Source organism: Arthrobacter ramosus, from assembly GCF_039535095.1.
GTDB classification, from domain to species: domain Bacteria; phylum Actinomycetota; class Actinomycetes; order Actinomycetales; family Micrococcaceae; genus Arthrobacter; species Arthrobacter ramosus.
In genome coordinates this window covers 774,368-795,437 of sequence record NZ_BAAAWN010000001.1, presented here as the reverse complement: position 1 = coordinate 795,437, position 21,070 = coordinate 774,368, and the positions used below count along the sequence as shown (strand labels likewise).

Annotated in this window: 18 protein-coding genes and 1 pseudogene; 1 reads left to right on the top strand and 18 read right to left on the bottom strand. The window is 61.3% G+C overall.

Annotation, left to right across the window (positions count from 1 at the left end):
* Positions 1 to 321: 321 nt before the first annotated feature.
* The 11 genes from rpsQ to rpsJ are packed head-to-tail and all read right to left on the bottom strand — an operon-like array spanning position 322 to position 5,666.
* Entirely contained in the window at positions 322 to 621 is a 300-nt protein-coding gene (gene rpsQ / locus ABD742_RS03800; RefSeq protein ID WP_059387365.1) for a 30S ribosomal protein S17, read from the bottom strand.
* A complete protein-coding gene (gene rpmC, locus ABD742_RS03795; protein ID WP_308193810.1) occupies positions 618 to 941 on the bottom strand; it encodes a 50S ribosomal protein L29 in 324 nt (107 codons plus the stop codon). Before rpmC ends, rpsQ begins: the two co-directional genes overlap by 4 nt.
* Before the next feature lie 2 nt (positions 942 to 943).
* Positions 944 to 1,360: a 50S ribosomal protein L16 gene (gene rplP, locus ABD742_RS03790; protein ID WP_234749058.1), complete on the bottom strand. Its 417-nt coding sequence runs from the start codon at positions 1,358 to 1,360 to the stop codon at positions 944 to 946.
* Positions 1,361 to 2,197 (bottom strand): 30S ribosomal protein S3, encoded by an 837-nt coding sequence (gene rpsC / locus ABD742_RS03785; protein ID WP_028265102.1) that lies wholly within the window; start codon positions 2,195 to 2,197, stop codon positions 1,361 to 1,363. It lies immediately after the preceding gene.
* Entirely contained in the window at positions 2,198 to 2,563 is a 366-nt protein-coding gene (rplV, locus tag ABD742_RS03780; RefSeq protein ID WP_028265103.1) for a 50S ribosomal protein L22, read from the bottom strand.
* Positions 2,564 to 2,601: 38 nt separating this feature from the next.
* Complete coding sequence (gene rpsS / locus ABD742_RS03775) at positions 2,602 to 2,883, bottom strand: 30S ribosomal protein S19 (protein ID WP_018773666.1); 282 nt, start codon at positions 2,881 to 2,883, stop codon at positions 2,602 to 2,604.
* 12 nt (positions 2,884 to 2,895) lie between these two features.
* Complete coding sequence (gene rplB / locus ABD742_RS03770) at positions 2,896 to 3,735, bottom strand: 50S ribosomal protein L2 (RefSeq protein ID WP_028265104.1); 840 nt, start codon at positions 3,733 to 3,735, stop codon at positions 2,896 to 2,898.
* 29 nt (positions 3,736 to 3,764) lie between these two features.
* Entirely contained in the window at positions 3,765 to 4,070 is a 306-nt protein-coding gene (gene rplW / locus ABD742_RS03765) for a 50S ribosomal protein L23 (protein WP_059387362.1), read from the bottom strand.
* Positions 4,067 to 4,684, bottom strand: coding sequence for a 50S ribosomal protein L4 (gene rplD / locus ABD742_RS03760; RefSeq protein WP_234749056.1), 618 nt, complete (start codon positions 4,682 to 4,684; stop codon positions 4,067 to 4,069). The genes rplW and rplD overlap by 4 nt, the downstream gene beginning before the upstream one ends.
* 4 nt (positions 4,685 to 4,688) lie before the next feature.
* Complete coding sequence (gene rplC, locus ABD742_RS03755; protein ID WP_059387360.1) at positions 4,689 to 5,339, bottom strand: 50S ribosomal protein L3; 651 nt, start codon at positions 5,337 to 5,339, stop codon at positions 4,689 to 4,691.
* Between the two features lie 18 nt (positions 5,340 to 5,357).
* Positions 5,358 to 5,666 (bottom strand): 30S ribosomal protein S10, encoded by a 309-nt coding sequence (gene rpsJ, locus ABD742_RS03750; RefSeq protein ID WP_038464699.1) that lies wholly within the window; start codon positions 5,664 to 5,666, stop codon positions 5,358 to 5,360.
* A 388-nt stretch (positions 5,667 to 6,054) separates the two neighbouring features.
* Here rpsJ and ABD742_RS03745 point away from each other — a divergent pair.
* Positions 6,055 to 7,481: pseudogene (locus tag ABD742_RS03745) on the top strand (GH1 family beta-glucosidase).
* Positions 7,482 to 7,515: 34 nt separating this feature from the next.
* Here the strand turns inward: ABD742_RS03745 and ABD742_RS03740 are convergent.
* The 7 genes from ABD742_RS03740 to rpoB all read right to left on the bottom strand — a co-directional run bounded on the left by ABD742_RS03740 (position 7,516) and on the right by rpoB (position 20,691).
* The gene (locus ABD742_RS03740; RefSeq protein WP_268818815.1) at positions 7,516 to 7,641 is read right to left on the bottom strand and encodes a hypothetical protein; all 126 of its coding nucleotides are present in this window, start codon (positions 7,639 to 7,641) and stop codon (positions 7,516 to 7,518) included.
* 574 nt (positions 7,642 to 8,215) lie between these two features.
* Positions 8,216 to 9,406, bottom strand: coding sequence for an elongation factor Tu (tuf, locus tag ABD742_RS03735; protein WP_234749052.1), 1,191 nt, complete (start codon positions 9,404 to 9,406; stop codon positions 8,216 to 8,218).
* Positions 9,407 to 9,640: 234 nt separating this feature from the next.
* Positions 9,641 to 11,755, bottom strand: coding sequence for an elongation factor G (fusA, locus tag ABD742_RS03730; protein ID WP_234749050.1), 2,115 nt, complete (start codon positions 11,753 to 11,755; stop codon positions 9,641 to 9,643).
* 68 nt (positions 11,756 to 11,823) lie between these two features.
* A complete protein-coding gene (rpsG, locus tag ABD742_RS03725) occupies positions 11,824 to 12,294 on the bottom strand; it encodes a 30S ribosomal protein S7 (RefSeq protein ID WP_059387355.1) in 471 nt (156 codons plus the stop codon).
* A gap of 1 nt (position 12,295) precedes the next feature.
* Complete coding sequence (rpsL, locus tag ABD742_RS03720) at positions 12,296 to 12,670, bottom strand: 30S ribosomal protein S12 (RefSeq protein WP_009358312.1); 375 nt, start codon at positions 12,668 to 12,670, stop codon at positions 12,296 to 12,298.
* A 511-nt stretch (positions 12,671 to 13,181) separates the two neighbouring features.
* The gene (locus ABD742_RS03715; protein WP_234749048.1) at positions 13,182 to 17,081 is read right to left on the bottom strand and encodes a DNA-directed RNA polymerase subunit beta'; all 3,900 of its coding nucleotides are present in this window, start codon (positions 17,079 to 17,081) and stop codon (positions 13,182 to 13,184) included.
* Positions 17,082 to 17,184: 103 nt separating this feature from the next.
* On the bottom strand, positions 17,185 to 20,691 hold the full coding sequence (rpoB, locus tag ABD742_RS03710; protein WP_078108119.1) for a DNA-directed RNA polymerase subunit beta: 3,507 nt from the start codon (positions 20,689 to 20,691) through the stop codon (positions 17,185 to 17,187).
* Positions 20,692 to 21,070 lie beyond the last annotated feature (379 nt).

Genomic DNA, 21,070 nt, shown 5'->3' with positions numbered 1-21,070 from the left:
TCAGACCGAAATGGAGCATACGGAATGAGCCTTGCGGAACGGTTGATCGGGGTGTCTCTTGACCTGCCTGGATTTTGCCAGAGCAGGCCTAAACTCCCGTGCCGCCAGCATCAGCTTCCCTTGCGGAAATAACTGCGCGGGGCAGTATGCCGCGGCACGATTGTTTACGAGGTGGTTGTTGACGCACAACTGGCGCCATACAAACTCAATATCCTAGCACGTTTTGCGCCTAGGACCGAAACGCGGAAAGGCCCGCATTCCTTCCGGAATGCGGGCCCTCCCACCAATCCATATCGCTGCCGGACAAAGCCCGGCGCGGGATTACTTAGCCTTTTCGAGGATCTCGACCAGGCGCCACCGCTTTGTAGCGGACAGCGGGCGGGTCTCCGAGATCAGAACGAGGTCGCCGATGCCGGCGGTGTTCTGTTCGTCGTGAGCCTTGATCTTCGAGGTGCGGCGAATGACCTTGCCGTACAGAGCGTGCTTCACGCGGTCTTCAACCTGAACAACGATGGTCTTTTCCATCTTGTCAGAGACAACGTAGCCGCGACGCGTCTTACGGTAACCGCGCTGTTCAGCGCTGGCTGCTGCTTCCGTCACAGTTTCCTTCTGTTCGCTCACTTGGCGTCCTCTCCAGCCTCGGCTTCGGGCTTTTCAGCCTTGGCTTCTGCCTTCTTGGACTTCTTTTCTTCCTTGGCTTCCACAACCGGTGCGGCAACCTCGGCACGAATGCCCAGCTCGCGCTCACGGAGAACGGTGTAGATGCGTGCGATGTCCTTCTTTACCGCGCGCAGACGACCGTGGTTCTCCAGCTGACCGGTGGCGGACTGGAAACGCAGGTTGAACAGCTCTTCCTTGGCCTTGCGGAGTTCTTCAACGAGTCGCTCGTTGTCGAAACCGTCCAGCTGTGCGGATGCAAGTTCCTTGGATCCTACTGCCATTTCTATTCACCACCTTCGCGACGCAGAATGCGTGCCTTCAACGGGAGCTTGTGGATTGCCAGGCGCAGTGCCTCGCGAGCAACCGATTCTTCGACACCGGCGATCTCAAAGAGAACCCGGCCCGGCTTGACGTTTGCGACCCACCATTCCGGAGAACCCTTACCGGAACCCATGCGGGTTTCGGCCGGCTTCTTCGTCAGCGGACGGTCCGGATAAATGTTGATCCAGACCTTGCCGCCACGCTTGATGTGGCGGGTCATCGCGATACGGGCAGACTCGATCTGACGGTTCGTGACGTAGGCCGGGCTCAGCGCCTGGATGCCGTACTCACCGAAAGTGACCTTGGTGCCGCCCGTTGCAGCGCCGGAACGACCCGGGTGGTGCTGCTTACGGTGCTTGACTCGACGTGGGATAAGCATTTAAGCCTGTCCTCCTTCTGCCGCGGGAGCAGCAGCTTCAGCTGCCGGAGCCTCTGCAGCAACAGGTGCTGCGTCGGCTGCCGGACGGTCGGTACGACGACGGCGGTCACCACGGTCGGCGCCACCCGGGCGGCCCGGGCGGTCGCTGGGACCGCGGCCGCGGGACGGAGCAGCAGCTGCCTGCTGAGCCAGTTCCTTGGCGGTGACGTCGCCCTTGTAGATCCAGACCTTCACGCCGATGCGGCCGAAGGTGGTCTTGGCCTCGTAGAAGCCGTAGTCGATGTTCGCACGCAGGGTGTGCAGGGGCACACGGCCTTCGCGGTAGAACTCCGAGCGGGACATTTCTGCGCCACCCAGTCGACCGGAGCAAGCAATACGGATACCCTTGGCACCCGCACGCTGTGCGGACTGCATGGCCTTCTTCATCGCACGGCGGAAAGCCACGCGGGAAGTCAGCTGCTCAGCAACGCCCTGGGCAACAAGCTGGGCTTCCATCTCGGGGTTCTTGACCTCGAGGATGTTCAGCTGGACCTGCTTGCCGGTGAGCTTTTCGAGCTCGCCGCGAATGCGGTCCGCTTCTGCGCCGCGGCGGCCGATGACGATACCCGGGCGAGCCGTGTGGATGTCCACGCGGACACGGTCACGGGTGCGCTCGATTTCGACCTTGGCGATACCAGCGCGCTCCATGCCCGTGGACATGAGCTGGCGGATGCGGATGTCTTCGCGAACGAAGTCCTTGTACCGCTGGCCAGCCTTGGTACTGTCAGCAAACCAGTGCGATACGTGATCGGTGGTGATGCCGAGTCGGAACCCGTGCGGGTTTACTTTCTGTCCCACTTAGCGAGCCTCCTCTTTCTCCGGGGTAGCGACTACCACGGTGATGTGGCTCGTGCGCTTCTTGATCTGAAATGCGCGACCCTGAGCACGCGGCTGGAACCGCTTCATGGTCGGGCCTTCATCAACAAACGCTTCGCTGATGTAGAGGTCTCCCTCGTCAAAGGCAACACCGTCGCGGTCCGCGAGGACCCGTGCGTTTGCCATTGCCGACTGAACTACCTTGAATACCGGCTCCGAAGCTGCCTGTTCGGCGAACTTCAGAATTGCCAGAGCCTCATTCGCTTGCTTACCACGAACAAGGTTGACGACGCGCCGGGCCTTCATAGGCGTTACGCGGATGTGACGCGCAATAGCCTTGGCTTCCATTGCTTTCCTTCTCTCGTCTAAGCCGTAGAGCCAGCGCCTTAGCGGCGCTTGCCCTTACGGTCGTCCTTGACATGGCCGCGGAATGTCCGCGTGGGAGCGAATTCGCCGAGCTTGTGCCCGACCATCGACTCAGTGACAAACACCGGAATGTGCTTGCGTCCGTCGTGAACGGCAATCGTGTGACCCAGCATGTCCGGGACGATCATCGAACGGCGGGACCAGGTCTTGATGACGTTCTTGGTGCCCTTTTCGTTTTCCCTGGCGACCTTCACAAAGAGGTGCTGGTCTACGAAAGGACCTTTTTTCAGGCTGCGTGGCATGTGTCCAGGCTCCTATCGCTTGTTCTTGCCAGTACGGCGGCGACGAACAATAAGCTTGTCGCTCTCTTTGTTGGGGCGGCGGGTGCGGCCTTCACGCTTACCGTTCGGGTTGACCGGGTGACGTCCACCGGAAGTCTTACCTTCACCACCACCGTGCGGGTGATCGACCGGGTTCATGGCGACACCACGGACGGTCGGGCGAACGCCCTTCCAGCGCATACGGCCCGCCTTGCCCCAGTTGATGTTCGACTGCTCGGCGTTGCCGACCTCGCCGACGGTTGCGCGGCAGCGCACGTCAACGTTGCGGATTTCACCGGAGGGCAGACGCAGCTGGGCGAAACGGCCTTCCTTGGCGACGAGCTGAACCGAAGCACCTGCGGAACGGGCCATCTTGGCGCCGCCACCCGGACGCAGTTCAACTGCGTGGATGGTGGTACCAACCGGGATGTTGCGCAGCGGCAAGTTGTTGCCCGGCTTGATGTCAGCGTCGGGGCCAGCCTCGACGAAGTCACCCTGGGACAGCTTGTTCGGGGCGATGATGTAACGCTTGGTGCCATCAACGTAGTGCAGGAGGGCGATGCGAGCCGTACGGTTCGGATCGTACTCGATTTCGGCAACGCGGGCGTTGACGCCGTCTTTGTCGTGGCGACGGAAGTCGATCAGACGGTACTGGCGCTTGTGGCCACCACCCTTGTGACGGGTAGTGATCTTACCGGTGTTGTTACGGCCGCCAGTCTTGTGCAGCGGACGCAGCAACGACTTTTCCGGAGTCGATCGCGTGATTTCGGAGAAGTCGGCTACGCTCGAGCCGCGACGGCCCGGGGTAGTCGGCTTGTATTTACGGATTCCCATAATTCATTTCCTCGTTAAAGTGGTCTCCGCTACGCGAGCGGACCGCCGAAGATGTCGATTGTGCCTTCTTTGAGGGTGACAATTGCACGCTTGGTGCTCTTGCGCTGTCCCCAGCCGAATTTGGTGCGCTTGCGCTTACCGGCACGGTTGATGGTGTTGATCGATTCGACCTTGACGGAGAAAATCTTCTCCACGGCCAGCTTGATCTCGGTCTTGTTCGAGCGGGGGTCCACCAGGAAGGTGTACTTGCCCTCATCGATCAGGCCGTAGCTCTTTTCCGAAACGACGGGTGCAATGACGACGTCGCGCGGGTCTTTGATGGTGGCTGCACTCACTTGGCATCCTCCTCGTTCTTTGCCTTGTCAGCGATGAAAGCCTCGAACGCAGCCTTGGTGAAGACAACGTCGTCGGAAACCAGCACGTCGTAGGTGTTCAACTGGTCTGCGTACAGAACGTGAACATCCGTGAGGTTGCGCACGGAAAGTGCAGCAACATCGTTGGCGCGCTCGATAACAACGAGCAGGTTCCTGCGCTCGGAAACTGCGCGCAACGCGGCCAGTGCTTCCTTGGAGGACGGCTTGGGGCCGGCGACCAGTTCAGCAACGACGTGGATGCGGCCGTTACGGGCGCGGTCGGACAGGGCGCCACGCAGTGCGGCAGCCTTCATCTTCTTGGGGGTCCGCTGGCTGTAGTCACGCGGTGTCGGGCCGTGGACAACGCCACCACCGGTCATGTGAGGAGCACGGATCGAACCCTGACGGGCGCGGCCGGTGCCCTTCTGCTTGAACGGCTTGCGGCCTGCACCGGAAACTTCGGCGCGGGTCTTGGTCTTGTGGGTACCCTGGCGAGCAGCAGCGAGCTGTGCGACGACGACCTGGTGCAGCAGCGGCACGTTGGTCTGGACGTCGAAGATCTCTGCAGGCAGGTCTACCTTGACAGTGCTAGTCATCTAACTAGGCTCCCTTCACGGCGGTGCGTACGAGGACGACCTGGCCGCGGGCGCCGGGGACGGCACCCTTGATAAGGAGCAGCGACTTCTCGGCGTCAACAGCGTGAACCGTGAGGTTCAGCGTGGTGTGACGTTCTGCGCCCATGCGACCGGCCATTTTCAGACCCTTGAAGACGCGGCTCGGGGTGGATGCGCCACCGATGGAACCGGGCTTGCGGTGGTTCTTGTGCGCACCGTGGGAGGCTCCAACACCGTGGAAGCCGTGACGCTTCATAACACCGGCGAAGCCCTTACCCTTGCTGGTGCCGACGACGTCGATCTTCTGACCGGCTTCGAAGAGCTCAACAGAAAGCTCCTGGCCCAGTTCGTAAGACGCGGCGTCTGCAGTGCGCAGTTCGACGACGTGGCGGCGAGGAGTTACGCCAGCCTTTTCAAAGTGACCAGCCAGCGGCTTGGTGACCTTGCGGGGATCGATCTGGCCGTAGCCGATCTGAACGGCGACATAGCCATCAGTTTCTGCATTGCGCAGCTGGGTGATGACGTTGGAGTCAGCCTGGACGACAGTTACCGGGATGAGCTTGTTGTTCTCGTCCCAGACCTGGGTCATGCCGAGCTTCGTGCCCAGCAGGCCCTTTACATTACGGGTTGCGGTCATAGTTTTCTCAGCACCTCCCTACAGCTTGATTTCGATGTTCACGTCGGCCGGCAGGTCGAGACGCATAAGCGAGTCAACAGCCTTCGGCGTGGGGTCGATGATGTCGATCAGGCGCTTGTGAGTACGCATTTCAAAGTGCTCACGGCTGTCCTTGTACTTGTGGGGAGAGCGGATCACGCAGTAGATGTTCTTCTCCGTCGGCAGCGGCACGGGGCCTACTACCGTTGCGCCTGCGCGCGTGACCGTCTCAACGATCTTCCGCGCTGAAACATCAATGACCTCGTGGTCATATGACTTCAGCCGGATGCGGATTTTTTGTCCCGCCATGTCGCCTGACTCTCTTTCAGTCTGTGCGGCCCTCGAATAAAGGCTGCCCTGTTCACTTACGTGTTGTATGTGGCTGCCGAAGCATTTGAAGTAGTACTACCACCCGCCGCACAAGCTGAATCCGGAGGGATCCGGGTTCCTCAACTTGCCGGTGTAACCGACCCCCGCGGTCGGGCGTGTCGCGATTTCCACGCAAACGCGTCCGACTTCCTTTGGGGATCTGGGTTATGTTTGGGCTTCAGCTTGGACCCTGACACCCGGCATTATCCGGATCGGGACGCGAAGAAGCGCTTGAACAACTCACCTAGTATGCCGGAATTCCCCGGCATAAGCCAATCGGGCCTCGCAGACCATTGCCATCGGCTCCTGCGCTCGGGATGATGGGGTCATGACTGTCCAAGATTCTGCCACGGTGGGGGATCTTGCAGGCCGCATACGGCCGGACTTCACCTTGGGCGTCGCTGCGGCTGCCTTTCAGATCGAGGGCTCGCTCTCAGCGGACGGACGCGGACCATCAAGCTGGGATGCATTTGCCGAGAAACCAGGCGCGATCGTCGACGGGCACTCCCCCGCAGTCGCCTGCGACCACTACAACCGGACGGACGAGGACATTGCCCTCATGCAGGATCTGGGCGTGGATTCCTACCGGTTTTCCCTCTCCTGGCCGCGGATCCAACCGGCGGCAAGGGACCCATCAACCAACAGGGCCTGGACTTCTACGACCGTTTGATAGACAAGCTCCTGAACGCCGGGGTCTCCCCCATGGTGACCCTGTTCCATTGGGACACTCCCCTGCCGTTGGAGCACGACGGCGGCTGGCTGAACCGGGCGACGGCGGAACGGTTCGCCGAATACTCCGCTGCGGCCGCCCACCGCTTCGGTGACCGCGTGGCGCAATGGGTCACCCTGAACGAACCCGTTTCGGTCGCGTTGCAGGGATATGCGCTCGGCGTCCACGCTCCCGGCAGGCGGCTGCTTTTCGATGCCTTGCCGGCTGCCCACCACCAATTGTTGGGGCACGGCCTGGCCGTCCAGGCCCTGCGCGCTGCCGGCGTGGCGGGAACTGTCGGCGTAGCCAACGTGCATTCGCCAGTCCGGCCCGCAACTAAGCGCTTGGCCGACGTTCTGATGGCCAAGGCCTTCGACCTCATCTTCAACCGGGTCTATGCCGATCCGATCCTCCTGGGGCGGTACCCGAAGCCGCCACTACAAGTGAAGCCTTGGTTCCGGGCCTTGGGCAAGGTCCGGGACGAGGATCTCAAGACCATTCACCAGCCGTTGGATTTCTACGGCTTGAACTACTACTACCCCATCAAGGTGGCTTCGGGCCGCGGCGACGGAAGCGCACACTGGAACACCCCGGACATGATGGCCAAGCTGCCGTTCCATCTGGCGGCCTTCCCCGAATACGAAACGACCGGATTTGGTTGGCCGGTGGCCCCCGAACACCTCGGAATCCTGCTGCGGGAGCTGAAAGACCGGTACGGAGCAGCGCTGCCTCCCCTCTTCATCACAGAGAGCGGCGCGAGCTTCCCGGAACCGGACCACACCCGGGGTCCGGTGCACGACGCCGACCGCATCAGCTACCTTGCTTCGCACCTTGGTCAGGCCTTGAGGGCCACGGCCCCTGGCGGGATCGCCCACGACGTCGAACTCCTGGGTTACTACGTCTGGACGCTGCTGGACAACTTCGAATGGGCCGCCGGATATTCACAGCGATTCGGGCTGGTGCACGTTGATTTTGACACGCTCGAAAGAACCCCCAAGGACTCGTACTACTGGTACCGGTCCTTGAGTAAGGCGCGCCGGAGCTGATTCGAAGTCCCTTTGGTGGACCGATCGTGCTAAATCAATCTTTCCTGTTCGACCGATTGATGCGCTTGGCGCGCTCGATCTCCCGGCGGAAGTATTTCCTTCCCCACATCACGCCAGCTACCACCACAACCACCACGACCAGAAAAATGAGCCATCCCATTCCGCATTCCTCCTTTGAGGCAACGCTATCAGGGCGCGGTCCTGTTGCGGGGGCCAGACGGCAAGGTCGATCAATGCCGGCTTATAGGCCAAAACGTGTGTAAATCCGGGGCGCGTCATGTCCGTCCCGGGATCGTCTTCGCTCGGATGTCGGATTTTGCTCAATCATTCGAATGGACAAATTCCAGGCCCGCGGAATCACGGGACCGGCAACTTCGGCGAAGAGAATGATCCAGCAGAATCCGACGGTGTCCATAGATCCTCGAACGAGGTGAGCGAAGACTGATTGGAGGTGCCCATCAGCCAGCCAAGGAACGCCTCGAGCTCTGAGCGTCGGCTGACGTCCTGGCGTTCACCGGAGCGGCTGGCCCCGCAGCCCAGGCACCGGTCGCGCTGCTTACCCGCGGCCGTCTTTCCGTTCCTTCCCAGCGCCTGACCGCAGACCTATAACCCAGGATGCCAAGGCGATCACCGCGAGCATGCAAAAAAGAACCCCGCCACGATAGTGACGGGGTTCTTCTTGGTTTGCTACCGGTCGCGAGGCGGCCGGCCCTTCACCGATCTACAAGTAGAAACTACTTGATGATCTTGGTGACACGTCCCGAACCAACGGTGCGGCCACCTTCACGGATTGCGAAGCCGAGGCCCTCTTCCATAGCGATCGGCTGGATGAGCTCAACGGTCATCTCAGTGTTGTCGCCAGGCATAACCATTTCCGTGCCTTCCGGCAGGGTGATAACGCCGGTTACGTCCGTGGTGCGGAAGTAGAACTGGGGGCGGTAGTTCGAGTAGAACGGGTTGTGACGTCCGCCTTCGTCCTTGGAAAGGATGTAGACGTTGGCCTCGAAGTCGGTGTGCGGGGTGATGGAACCCGGCTTGACGACAACCTGGCCACGCTCGACGTCGTCGCGCTTCAGACCGCGGAGCAGGAGGCCACAGTTCTCGCCGGCCCATGCTTCGTCGAGCTGCTTGTGGAACATCTCGATACCGGTAACGGTGGTCTTCTGGATCGGACGGATACCAACGATTTCAACTTCAGAGTTGATCGCGAGGGTACCGCGCTCGGCGCGACCCGTTACAACGGTGCCACGACCGGTGATCGTGAAGACGTCTTCGATCGGCATCAGGAACGGCTTGTCGCGGTCACGAACGGGGTCCGGAACCGAGTTGTCGACAGCTTCCATGAGGTCCTCGACGGACTTGACCCAAACCGGGTCGCCTTCGAGTGCCTTGAGGCCGGAAACACGCACAACCGGAGCGTCGTCGCCATCGAAGCCCTGAGCGCTGAGCAGCTCGCGAACTTCCATTTCAACGAGGTCGAGAAGCTCTTCGTCGTCGACCATGTCGGACTTGTTCAGCGCGACCAGCAGGTAGGGAACGCCAACCTGGCGGGCGAGCAGAACGTGCTCGCGGGTCTGAGCCATCGGGCCGTCAGTGGCGGCAACCACGAGGATCGCACCGTCCATCTGGGCAGCACCGGTGATCATGTTCTTGATGTAGTCAGCGTGACCCGGAGCGTCTACGTGTGCGTAGTGGCGCTTCTCGGTCTGGTACTCAACGTGGGAGATGTTGATGGTAATACCACGCTGGCGCTCTTCCGGAGCAGAGTCAATCGACGCGAAGTCGCGCTGCTCGTTGAGAGTGGGGTACTTGTCGTACAGCACCTTGGAAATGGCGGCAGTCAGCGTCGTCTTACCGTGGTCAACGTGACCAATGGTGCCGATGTTGACGTGCGGCTTAGTCCGCTCGAACTTTGCCTTTGCCACAGGTTCCTCCTAGAACGATTTCAAGTGAGTTGCTCCTCGGCCGCGCTTTTCGCGGCAGAAACTCCAGCAAGTCTACTTGGGGGCTTTGGATTTGGTGAAATTGCAGATTCAGGGACCAATGCCGGTACCTGGAGTCTGTTCGCGCAGGGACCGGACTGCGGCCTGGGCTACAGCCCGGCGCCTGCGCTGAATGCTTTCCCGAACGGGCCAGCATCCTGGTTTATCCGTCGGTGATTACTCGCCGCGGTTCTTCTGGATGATCTCGTCGGCAACTGCCTTCGGGACCTCGGCGTAGCTGTTGAACGTCATGGAGTACACAGCACGGCCCTGGGTCTTCGAACGCAGGTCACCGATGTAGCCGAACATGCCGGACAGCGGAACGTGCGCACGGATCACCTTGACGCCAGCGGCATCTTCCATGGACTGCATCTGGCCACGGCGGGAGTTCAGGTCACCGATTACTTCACCCATGTATTCCTCAGGGGTGCGGACCTCAACATCCATCAGCGGTTCGAGCAGAACCGGGTTCGCCTTGCGTGCGGCTTCCTTGAAAGCCATACGGCCGGCGATCTTGAACGCCATTTCCGAAGAGTCAACATCGTGGTACGCGCCGTCAATCAGCGTGGCCTTGATGCCGACAACCGGGTAGCCGGCCAGAACGCCGTCGTTAAGTGCATCCTGGATGCCCGCGTCAACGGACGGGATGTACTCGCGGGGCACGCGGCCACCGGTAACCTTGTTCTCGAACGCGTAGAGCTCGCCGTCAGCGGTGTCCATCGGCTCGATGGCGATCTGGATCTTTGCGAACTGACCCGAACCACCGGTCTGCTTCTTGTGCGTGTAGTCGTGACGCTCTACAGCGCGCTTGATGGTTTCGCGGTAAGCAACCTGCGGCTTGCCGACGTTTGCCTCGACCTTGAATTCGCGGCGCATGCGGTCCACCAGGATGTCCAGGTGGAGCTCGCCCATGCCGGCGATGATGGTCTGACCGGTGTCCTCGTTGAGGGAGACCTGGAAGGTCGGGTCCTCAGCGGAGAGCTTCTGGATAGCCGTGGAGAGCTTCTCCTGGTCACCCTTGGTGTTCGGTTCGATGGCAACCGAGATCACGGGCTCCGGGAAGCTCATGGACTCGAGGACGATCTGGTTGTTCGCGTCGCACAGGGTGTCGCCCGTGGTGGTGTCCTTCAGACCGATTGCTGCGTAGATGTGGCCCGCGGTAGCGCCTTCAACAGGCATTTCCTTGTTGGCGTGCATCTGGAACAGCTTGCCGATGCGCTCCTTCTTGCCCTTGGTGGAGTTGACCACCTGGGCGCCTGCTTCTACGTGACCGGAGTACACGCGGATGAAGGTGAGCTGGCCGAAGAACGGGTGCGCGGCAATCTTGAACGCCAGGGCCGAGAACGGCTCTTCGGAAGAAGGCTTGCGGGTGAGCTCCTTCTCTTCGTCGCGCGGGTCGTGACCGACCATAGGCGGGACGTCGAGGGGATTCGGCAGGAAGTCAACAACAGCATCCAGCATCGGCTGTACGCCGCGGTTCTTGAAGGCAGAACCACAGAGAACCGGGTAGAGCTCGGAGTTGATGGTCATCTTGCGGATGCCGGCCTTGAGCTCCTCGACAGTGAGTTCTTCACCTTCGAGGTACTTCTCCATGAGTTCTTCGGAAGCCTCGGCAACAGTCTCAACGAGCTGTGCGCGGTACTCCTCAGCCTTGGCCTGGAGATCAGCGGGGATCCCCTGGACCTCGTACTTGGCACCCATGGTGACGTCACCCTTGGCATCGCCCGGCCACACCAGGGCGCGCATCTCAAGGAGATCCACGACGCCGATGAAGTCGTTCTCTGCGCCGATCGGCAGCTGGAGAACCAGCGGCTTGGCACCAAGGCGGCTGATGATGGTGTCTACGGTGAAGTAGAAGTCAGCGCCGAGCTTGTCCATCTTGTTGACGAAACAGATACGCGGCACGTTGTACTTGTCGGCCTGGCGCCAAACAGTCTCGGACTGCGGCTCAACGCCTTCCTTGCCATCGAAGACAGCAACGGCGCCGTCGAGGACGCGCAGGGAGCGCTCGACCTCAACCGTGAAGTCCACGTGGCCCGGGGTGTCAATGATGTTGATCTGGTTCTTGTCCCAGAAGCAGGTCACGGCGGCAGACGTGATGGTGATGCCGCGTTCCTTTTCCTGTTCCATCCAGTCGGTCGTCGAAGCGCCGTCGTGCGTTTCGCCGATCTTGTGGTTCACACCCGTGTAGAACAGGATGCGCTCGGTGGTGGTGGTCTTGCCGGCATCGATGTGGGCCATGATGCCGATGTTGCGGACCTTGCTAAGGTCGGTAAGCACGTCCTGTGCCACGGTGTCTCCCTTTCGGATGGACTACACGTTCGCCGCCAGCTCAGGGAGCCGGCGGCGTACGGGAAGTTTTACCAGCGGTAGTGTGCGAAGGCCTTGTTCGACTCGGCCATCTTGTGGGTGTCTTCGCGACGCTTCACAGCGGCACCGAGACCGTTGGACGCATCCAGGATTTCGTTCTGGAGGCGCTCGGTCATCGTCTTCTCGCGGCGGGCCTTGGAGTAGCCAACCAACCAGCGGAGGGCGAGAGCGGTGGAGCGGCCCGGCTTGACCTCAACGGGAACCTGGTAGGTTGCGCCACCGACACGGCGGGAGCGGACCTCGAGGGAAGGCTTGACGTTGTCCATGGCCTTCTTGAGGGCGGCGACGGGGTCGCCACCGGACTTGGCGCGTGCACCTTCGAGTGCGCCGTAAACGATGCGCTCTGCGGTGGACTTCTTGCCGTCGATCAGAACCTTATTGATCAACTGGGTGACCAACGGGGAACCGTAAACGGGATCGGAAACTAGCGGCCGCTTCGGGGCCGGACCCTTGCGAGGCATATTACTTCTTCTCCATCTTTGCGCCGTAGCGGCTGCGGGCCTGCTTGCGGTTCTTGACACCCTGGGTATCGAGGGCACCACGGACGATCTTGTAACGGACACCCGGAAGGTCCTTCACACGACCACCACGGACCAGCACGATGGAGTGCTCCTGGAGGTTGTGGCCAACACCGGGGATGTAGGCGGTAACTTCAACGCCACCGTTGAGGCGCACACGTGCAACCTTACGGAGAGCCGAGTTCGGCTTCTTCGGGGTGGTCGTGTAAACGCGGGTGCAAACACCGCGGCGCATCGGGCTGCCCTTAAGCGCGGGAGCCTTGGTCTTGGAGACCTTCGGCGTGCGGCCCTTGCGGACCAGCTGGTTAATCGTAGGCACTTTCGTGTTCTCCGTTGGTTGATCTCTGCTCCGCGCCCAGGCGTTGGCCTGTGTTTGCGTGAGAGCTTTGGCGTTGTCCATGCGGCCCTGGTCCGAAGACCCGATGGGCGTGCAAAAGTGCGGCATTCGTTGCGCACGTAGCCCGCAACCCGGAAACAGGCACCACCGAAGCATCATGAGAACAAAACCGAAATGATGCTGCGGCGGCCTTCATCCACTGCCACACAGAACAATTACCAAAATTCTAGCATGGCTTGATCTGAGGCCTTAATCGGGTGTAAAGGGGAGAACCACGACGGCGGATGCCGCCCGCCGTCGTCGGGCGCCTTAACGGGAAGGACCCCGCACTCACTGAGTACGGGGTCCTTACCTTGACTTGAAGACTAAGGGCAGGGCGGCAGGGTCCCTACGTGGCGCGGAACGCGACACGAAAGGGCCCGCCCTAAGGGCAGGGCGGCAGGGTCCCTACGTGGCGCGGAACGCGACACGAAAGGGCCCGCCCTGACCGCCGTTAGCGGAAGTCGTTGCCGAGATCGTAGTCGTCCAGCGGGATGGCGTGGAACTCGGGAGCTCCGTCGCCGCCCAGGGCGTCATACGAGAAGTCGGTGAAGGCGCTGGGGCCCGTGAACAGGCTTGCCTTTGCTTCTTCAGTCGGCTCCACGGTGACCTCGGTGTAACGGGGCAAGCCCGTACCGGCCGGGATGAGCTTACCGATGATGACGTTCTCCTTGAGGCCAAGCAGCGGGTCGCTCTTGCCTTCCATGGCCGCCTGCGTCAGAACGCGGGTGGTCTCCTGGAAGGAAGCGGCCGACAGCCAGGACTCGGTTGCCAGAGATGCCTTGGTGATACCCATCAGTTCCGGACGACCGGAAGCCGGGGTACGGCCTTCGGACACCACGCGACGGTTCTCGTCTTCGAAGCGGCTGCGCTCAGCGAGCTCGCCCGGAAGCAGATCGGAGTCGCCGGATTCGATGACGGTCACGCGGCGCAGCATCTGACGGACGATGACTTCCACGTGCTTGTCGTGGATGCCAATGCCCTGGCTGCGGTAAACGCCCTGGACCTCGTCCACCAGGAACTTCTGGGCGGCACGCGGACCCATGATGCGCAGAACCTGCTTCGGGTCCACAGGACCGTTGATCAGCTTCTGGCCGACGCTGACGTGCTCGCCATCCTCGATGAGGAGACGGGAACGGCGCAGCACCGGGTAGGCGATCTCCTCGGAACCATCGTCCGGGGTGATGATGAGGCGCATCTGGCGCTCGGACTCTTCGATGGCGATGCGGCCGGCTGCTTCAGCAATCGGTGCAACACCCTTGGGAGTACGGGCTTCGAAAAGCTCCTGGATACGGGGCAGACCCTGGGTGATGTCGTCCCCACCGCTGGCGGAAACAGCACCACCGGTGTGGAACGTACGCATGGTCAGCTGGGTACCGGGTTCACCGATGGACTGAGCGGCGATGATGCCGACGGCCTCTCCGATGTCCACGGTCTTGCCGGTTGCCAGCGAACGGCCGTAGCAGAGCGCACAGGTGCCGACCTTGGACTCACACGTGAGCACGGAACGGACCTTGACCTCAGTGATGCCGGCTGCGAGCAGCTCGGCAATGACGACGTCGCCGCAGTCGGTGCCGGCAGCTGCCAGCACCGCACCCTTGGAGTCGACGACGTCAACGGCGAGGGTACGTGCGTAGGCGCTGTTCTCGACGTTCTCGTCAAGGACCAGCTCACCGTTGGCGTCCGGCACGGCGATCGCGGTCATGAGACCACGCTCGGTGCCACAGTCCTCCTCACGGACGATGACGTCCTGCGAAACGTCCACCAGACGACGGGTCAGGTAACCCGAGTTGGCGGTACGCAGCGCGGTGTCGGCCAGACCCTTACGGGCACCGTGCGTGGCGATGAAGTATTCCAGCACCGACAGGCCCTCGCGGTACGAGGACTTGATCGGACGCGGGATGATCTCACCCTTCGGGTTGGCCACAAGACCACGGATACCCGCGATCTGGCGGACCTGCATCCAGTTACCACGTGCACCGGAGGACACCATGCGGTTGATGGTGTTCATCGGGGACAGGCTGTCACGCATTGCCTGGGCGATTTCGTTGGTGGCCTTGTTCCAGATCTCGATCAGTTCCTGGCGACGCTCGTCGTCATCGATCAGGCCCTTGTCGTACTGGCCCTGGATCTTGGCAGCCATGGTCTCGTAACGGGCCAGGATGGCCGGCTTGGAGGTAGGCACCTCGATGTCGGAGATTGCCACGGTGACGCCCGAGCGGGTTGCCCAGTAGAAACCGGAGTCCTTCAGGTTGTCCAGCGTTGCAGCCGTGACAACCTTCGGGTAGCGCTCTGCGAGGTCGTTGACGATCCGGGAAAGCTCGCCCTTGTCGGCAACAGCCTCAACCCACGGGTAGTCCTCCGGCAGGGTCTCGTTGAAGAGAACCTGGCCGAGGGAGGTCTGGACCAGTGCGGTCTGACCCGGCTCCCAACCTTCCGGAGCTTCCCAGCCGGCGTAAGGGACAAAGCCCTCAAGGCGGATCTTGACCTGGGAGTTCAGGTGCAGCTCGCGGGCATCGTAGGCCATGATGGCTTCCGCAACCGAGGAGAAGATCCGGCCTTCGCCAGCGGAACCAACGCGCTTGGTGGTCAGGTGGTACAGACCGATGATCATGTCCTGCGAAGGCAGGGTCACCGGACGGCCATCAGACGGCTTCAAGATGTTGTTGGAGGAGAGCATCAGGATGCGGGCTTCAGCCTGCGCTTCGGGGCTCAGCGGCAGGTGGACTGCCATCTGGTCGCCGTCGAAGTCGGCGTTGAAGGCGCCACAAACCAGCGGGTGAAGCTGGATGGCCTTGCCTTCAACAAGCTGCGGCTCGAATGCCTGGATGCCGAGGCGGTGCAGGGTAGGTGCGCGGTTGAGCAGCACCGGGTGTTCGGTGATGATCTCTTCCAGCACGTCCCAGACCTGCGGGCGGTAACGCTCGACCATGCGCTTTGCCGACTTGATGTTCTGCGCGTGGTTGAGGTCAACCAGCCGCTTCATCACGAACGGCTTGAAGAGCTCCAGGGCCATCTGCTTGGGCAGACCACACTGGTGCAGCTTCAGCTGCGGGCCGACGACGATGACCGAACGGCCGGAGTAGTCGACGCGCTTGCCGAGCAGGTTCTGGCGGAAACGGCCCTGCTTGCCCTTGAGCATGTCGCTCAGGGACTTCAGCGGACGGTTGCCCGGACCCGTGACCGGACGGCCTCGACGGCCGTTGTCGAAGAGGCTGTCAACAGCTTCCTGAAGCATGCGCTTCTCGTTGTTGACGATGATCTCCGGAGCACCGAGGTCAAGCAGTCGCTTGAGTCGGTTGTTGCGGTTGATCACACGGCGGTAGAGGTCGTTGAGGTCGGAGGTCGCGAAGCGGCCACCGTCCAGCTGGACCATCGGGCGCAGTTCCGGCGGGATCACCGGGACGGCGTCCAGCACCATGCCAAGCGGGCTGTTGTTGGTCGTCAGGAATGCGTTGACAACCTTCAGGCGCTTGAGGGCACGGGTCTTGCGCTGGCCCTTGCCGTTCTGGATGGTGTCGCGCAGGGACTCCGACTCTGCCTGCATGTCGAAGTTCTCAAGACGCTTCTTGATGGCTTCGGCACCCATGGAGCCTTCGAAGTACATGCCGTAGCGGTCGCGCAGTTCGCGGTACAGGCCTTCGTCACCTTCGAGGTCGGCGACCTTGAGGTTCTTGAAGCGGTCCCAGACCTGCTCGAGGCGCTCGATCTCAGCATCCGCGCGCTTGCGGACGTTGGCCATCTGACGGTCCGCGGAGTCGCGGGCCTTCTTCTTGTCTGCAGCCTTGGCGCCTTCACCTTCGAGGCGGGCAAGCTCGTCCTCAAGGTCGCGGGCAATCGTGGCGATGTCGCTGTCGCGGTTGTCGACGAGCTGCTTCTTCTCGAGGTCGTGCTCCACCTGAAGGTTCGGCAGTTCCGCGTGACGGCTCTCGGTGTCGACGCTGGTGATCATGTAGGCAGCGAAGTAGATGACCTTCTCAAGGTCCTTCGGTGCCAGGTCAAGGAGGTAGCCCAAGCGGGAGGGAACACCCTTGAAGTACCAGATGTGCGTGACGGGAGCAGCCAGCTCGATGTGGCCCATGCGCTCGCGGCGCACCTTGGCGCGGGTGACTTCAACACCACAACGCTCGCAGATGATGCCCTTGAAGCGCACGCGCTTGTACTTGCCGCAGTAGCATTCCCAGTCCCGGGACGGGCCGAAGATCTTCTCGCAGAAGAGGCCGTCCTTCTCGGGCTTGAGCGTGCGGTAGTTGATGGTTTCCGGCTTCTTGACCTCACCGTAAGACCAGCCGCGGATGTCTTCCGCGGTGGCGAGGCCGATCTGCATGAGGCCGAAGGAGGATTCGCTGGACATATGGTCCCTGTTCTCTCTTGTTCTCTAAATTCTGAAGTCTTGGGTTTACGGAAAGAGGCAGCTGCCTTGGCTGGCGGTCTGCACCGCCAGCCAGAGCGGCTGTTTAGACCTCTTCTACGGAGCTGGGCTCTGCGCGAGACAGATCAATGCCCAGTTCTTCCGCAGCCGTAAAGACTGCGTCATCAGAGTCACGCATTTCGATCGTCGTACCGTCCGTGGAAAGAACTTCCACGTTCAGGCACAGCGACTGCATTTCCTTGATCAAGACCTTGAAGGATTCCGGAACGCCAGGCTCGGGGATGTTCTCGCCCTTGACGATGGCTTCGTAGACCTTCACGCGGCCGTGGATGTCATCCGACTTGATCGTCAGCAGTTCCTGGAGGGTGTAGGCAGCGCCGTATGCTTCGAGCGCCCACACTTCCATTTCACCGAAGCGCTGGCCACCGAACTGTGCCTTACCACCCAGCGGCTGCTGCGTGATCATGGAGTACGGGCCGGTGGAGCGTGCGTGGATCTTGTCGTCCACCAGGTGGTGGAGCTTCAGGATGTACATGTAGCCCACGGAGATCGGGTCCGGGAACGGCTCGCCGGAGCGGCCGTCGAACAGACGGGTCTTGCCGGAGGAGTCGATCAGGCGGTCGCCGTCGCGGGTCACGTTGGTGGAATCCAGCAGACCTGTGATTTCCTCTTCGCGTGCACCGTCGAACACCGGGGTGGCGACAGTGGTCTGGCCGGATTCACGAGGCAGGTTCGGGAGGTTCTTGACCCACTCCGGCTCGCCTTCGATCTTCCAACCGGTCTTCGCAACCCAACCGAGGTGCGTTTCGAGCACCTGGCCGACGTTCATGCGGCCCGGAACACCCAGCGGGTTCAGGACGATGTCCACCGGCGTACCGTCGGCAAGGAACGGCATGTCTTCGATCGGGAGGATCTTGGAGATGACGCCCTTGTTACCGTGGCGGCCGGCGAGCTTGTCGCCGTCGGTGATCTTGCGCTTGGCAGCAACGTAGACGCGGACCAGCTGGTTGACGCCCGGGGGCAGCTCGTCGTCGTTGTCGCGGTCGAAGACGCGCACGCCGATAACCGTGCCGGACTCACCGTGGGGAACCTTCAGGGAGGTGTCACGCACTTCGCGGGACTTCTCGCCGAAGATCGCACGGAGGAGGCGCTCTTCCGGAGTCAGTTCGGTTTCACCCTTCGGGGTGACCTTCCCGACCAGGATGTCGCCGGCTTCAACCTCGGCACCGATGTGGATGATGCCGCGCTCGTCAAGTCCTGCGAGGACTTCCTCGGACACGTTGGGGATGTCACGGGTGATTTCCTCGGCACCAAGCTTGGTGTCGCGGGCATCGATCTCGTGCTCCTCGATGTGGATGGAGGAAAGAACGTCCTCAGCGACGATGCGCTGCGACAGGATGATGGCGTCCTCGAAGTTGTGGCCTTCCCAGGACATGAATGCCACGAGGAGGTTCTTACCGAGGGCGAGTTCACCCTGGTCCGTTGCCGGGCCGTCAGCGATGATGCCGCCGACTTCGAGGCGCTGGCCTTCGTTGACCAGGACACGGTGGTTGTAGCAGTTGCCCTGGTTTGAACGGGCGAACTTGTTGATGCGGTAGCTGGTTTCCGTGCCGTCGTCGTTAAGCATGGTGACGAGGTCAGCGGAAACTTCGTTGACGACACCGGCCTTCTTCGCGATGACAACGTCACCGGCGTCGACGGCGGCAGCGCGCTCCATGCCGGTACCCACGAACGGGGCCTCGGAACGGACCAGCGGCACAGCCTGGCGCTGCATGTTGGCACCCATGAGTGCGCGGTTTGCATCGTCATGCTCAAGGAACGGAATCAGAGCGGTAGCTACGGACACCATCTGGCGCGGGGAAACGTCCATGAACTGAACTTCGCCGGCCGGAACCAGGACGGGCTCGCCTCCACCACCACGGGCACGGACAAGCACGGTTTCTTCCGCGAACTTCTTGTCGGCGTCCAGCGGTGCGTTGGCCTGTGCAATCAGGACTTCGGCTTCGTCGTCGGCGGTGAGGTACTGGACCTCATCGGAAACGACACCCTCGGACACCAGGCGGTACGGAGTCTCGATGAAACCGAACGGGTTGATGCGGCCGTAGGAAGCCAACGAACCGATCAGACCAATGTTCGGGCCTTCAGGAGTTTCGATGGGGCACATGCGTCCGTAGTGGGACGGGTGGACGTCTCGAACTTCCATGCCTGCACGGTCACGGGACAGACCACCCGGGCCAAGAGCCGACAGGCGGCGCTTGTGGGTCAGACCCGACAACGGGTTGTTCTGGTCCATGAACTGCGACAGCTGGGACGTTCCGAAGAACTCCTTGATAGCTGCCACAACAGGGCGGATGTTGATCAGGGTCTGCGGCGTGATCGCTTCGACGTCCTGCGTGGTCATGCGTTCGCGGACGACGCGCTCCATGCGGGACAGGCCGGTGCGGACCTGGTTTTCGATCAGTTCGCCGACTGCGCGGATGCGACGGTTGCCGAAGTGGTCGATGTCATCGATCTCGACGCGGAGCTCGTGGTCTTCGCCATCGCGCTTGCCCATGAGGGTCTTCTCGCCTGCGTGAAGTGCGACGAGGAACTTGATCATGGCCACGATGTCTTCAACGTGCAGGACCGAAGCTTCCTTGTCGCCAAGGGAGCGGTCGATGCCGAGCTTGCGGTTGATCTTGTAACGGCCAACCTTGGCCAGATCGTAGCGCTTGGCGTTGAAGTACAGGTTGTCCAGCAGGGACTGGGCAGCCTCGACGGTGGGCGGCTCGCCCGGACGCAGCTTGCGGTAGATGTCCAGCAGGGCGTCTTCGCGGGTTTCGGTGGCGTCCTTCTCCAGCGTTGCGCGCATGGAGTCGTACTGGCCGAACTCTTCGAGGATCTGGCCTTCGGTCCAACCAAGGGCCTTCAGCAGAACGGTGACCGACTGCTTGCGCTTACGGTCGAGGCGTACGCCGACCTGGTCGCGCTTGTCGATTTCGAGCTCGAACCATGCACCGCGGGACGGGATGATCTTTGCAGTGAAGATGTCCTTGTCACTGGTCTTGTCTGCGGTGCGCTCAAAGTAGGCGCCCGGCGAACGGACCAGCTGGGAGACGACGACACGCTCGGTGCCGTTGACAACGAACGTTCCCTTCTCGGTCATGAGAGGGAAATCGCCCATGAACACGGTCTGCTGCTTGATTTCACCCGTGTTGTTGTTCATGAACTCGGCCTTGACATACAGCGGTGCCGAGTAAGTGGCGTCACGGTCTTTGCATTCGGCCATGGTGTACTTCGGATCAGCGAACTCCGGCTCGGAGAAGCTCAGGGACATAGTGCCCTGGAAGTCCTCGATGGGGGAGATCTCTTCGAAGATGTCAGCAAGTCCAGAGGTGGTGGCGACGCTCAGGTCGCCTTCCTCGACGGCCTTCGCTACGCGCGACTGCCAGCGTTCGTTTCCGACCAGCCAGTCAAAGCTGTCTGTCTGCAGTGCGAGCAGATTCGGAACGTCCAGCGGTTCGTGAATCTTTGCGAATGAGAGCCGGCGAGTTGCACCATCGGTGCTTGCCGTATTAGCGGTTTCGTTATTAGAGGTGCTCGAGGCGACCAAGAGGGATCCTTCCACAGACCTTCAGGCGTTTTCAGATCTCCCCCGCTTGCACCCTGCAGATTGAATCCGCAGTGTACCTTTCCGGTTCCGCTATATGACCCGGGACCCCCGCTGGCCAAGACCATGCTCGTTCTTAACGGCACGTCGATGGCGCAGCTGAGAGGTAAAGCCCACCGCTATATGAAGGCTGAAGGTTAACAGGGAAGACGCAAATATCTACAATACGGCAAATCAACCCACCTGTCTACCCCAGATCCCGCCCGAATGCAAGCACAGTTGCTGCAGGCACCCATGCGGCCCGGCCCCTTACTGCCGTGGGCGGAATGTTGATCCAGGCTCCATTGTTGAATGGAGAGGTGATCTACGCCACGGTAACCTA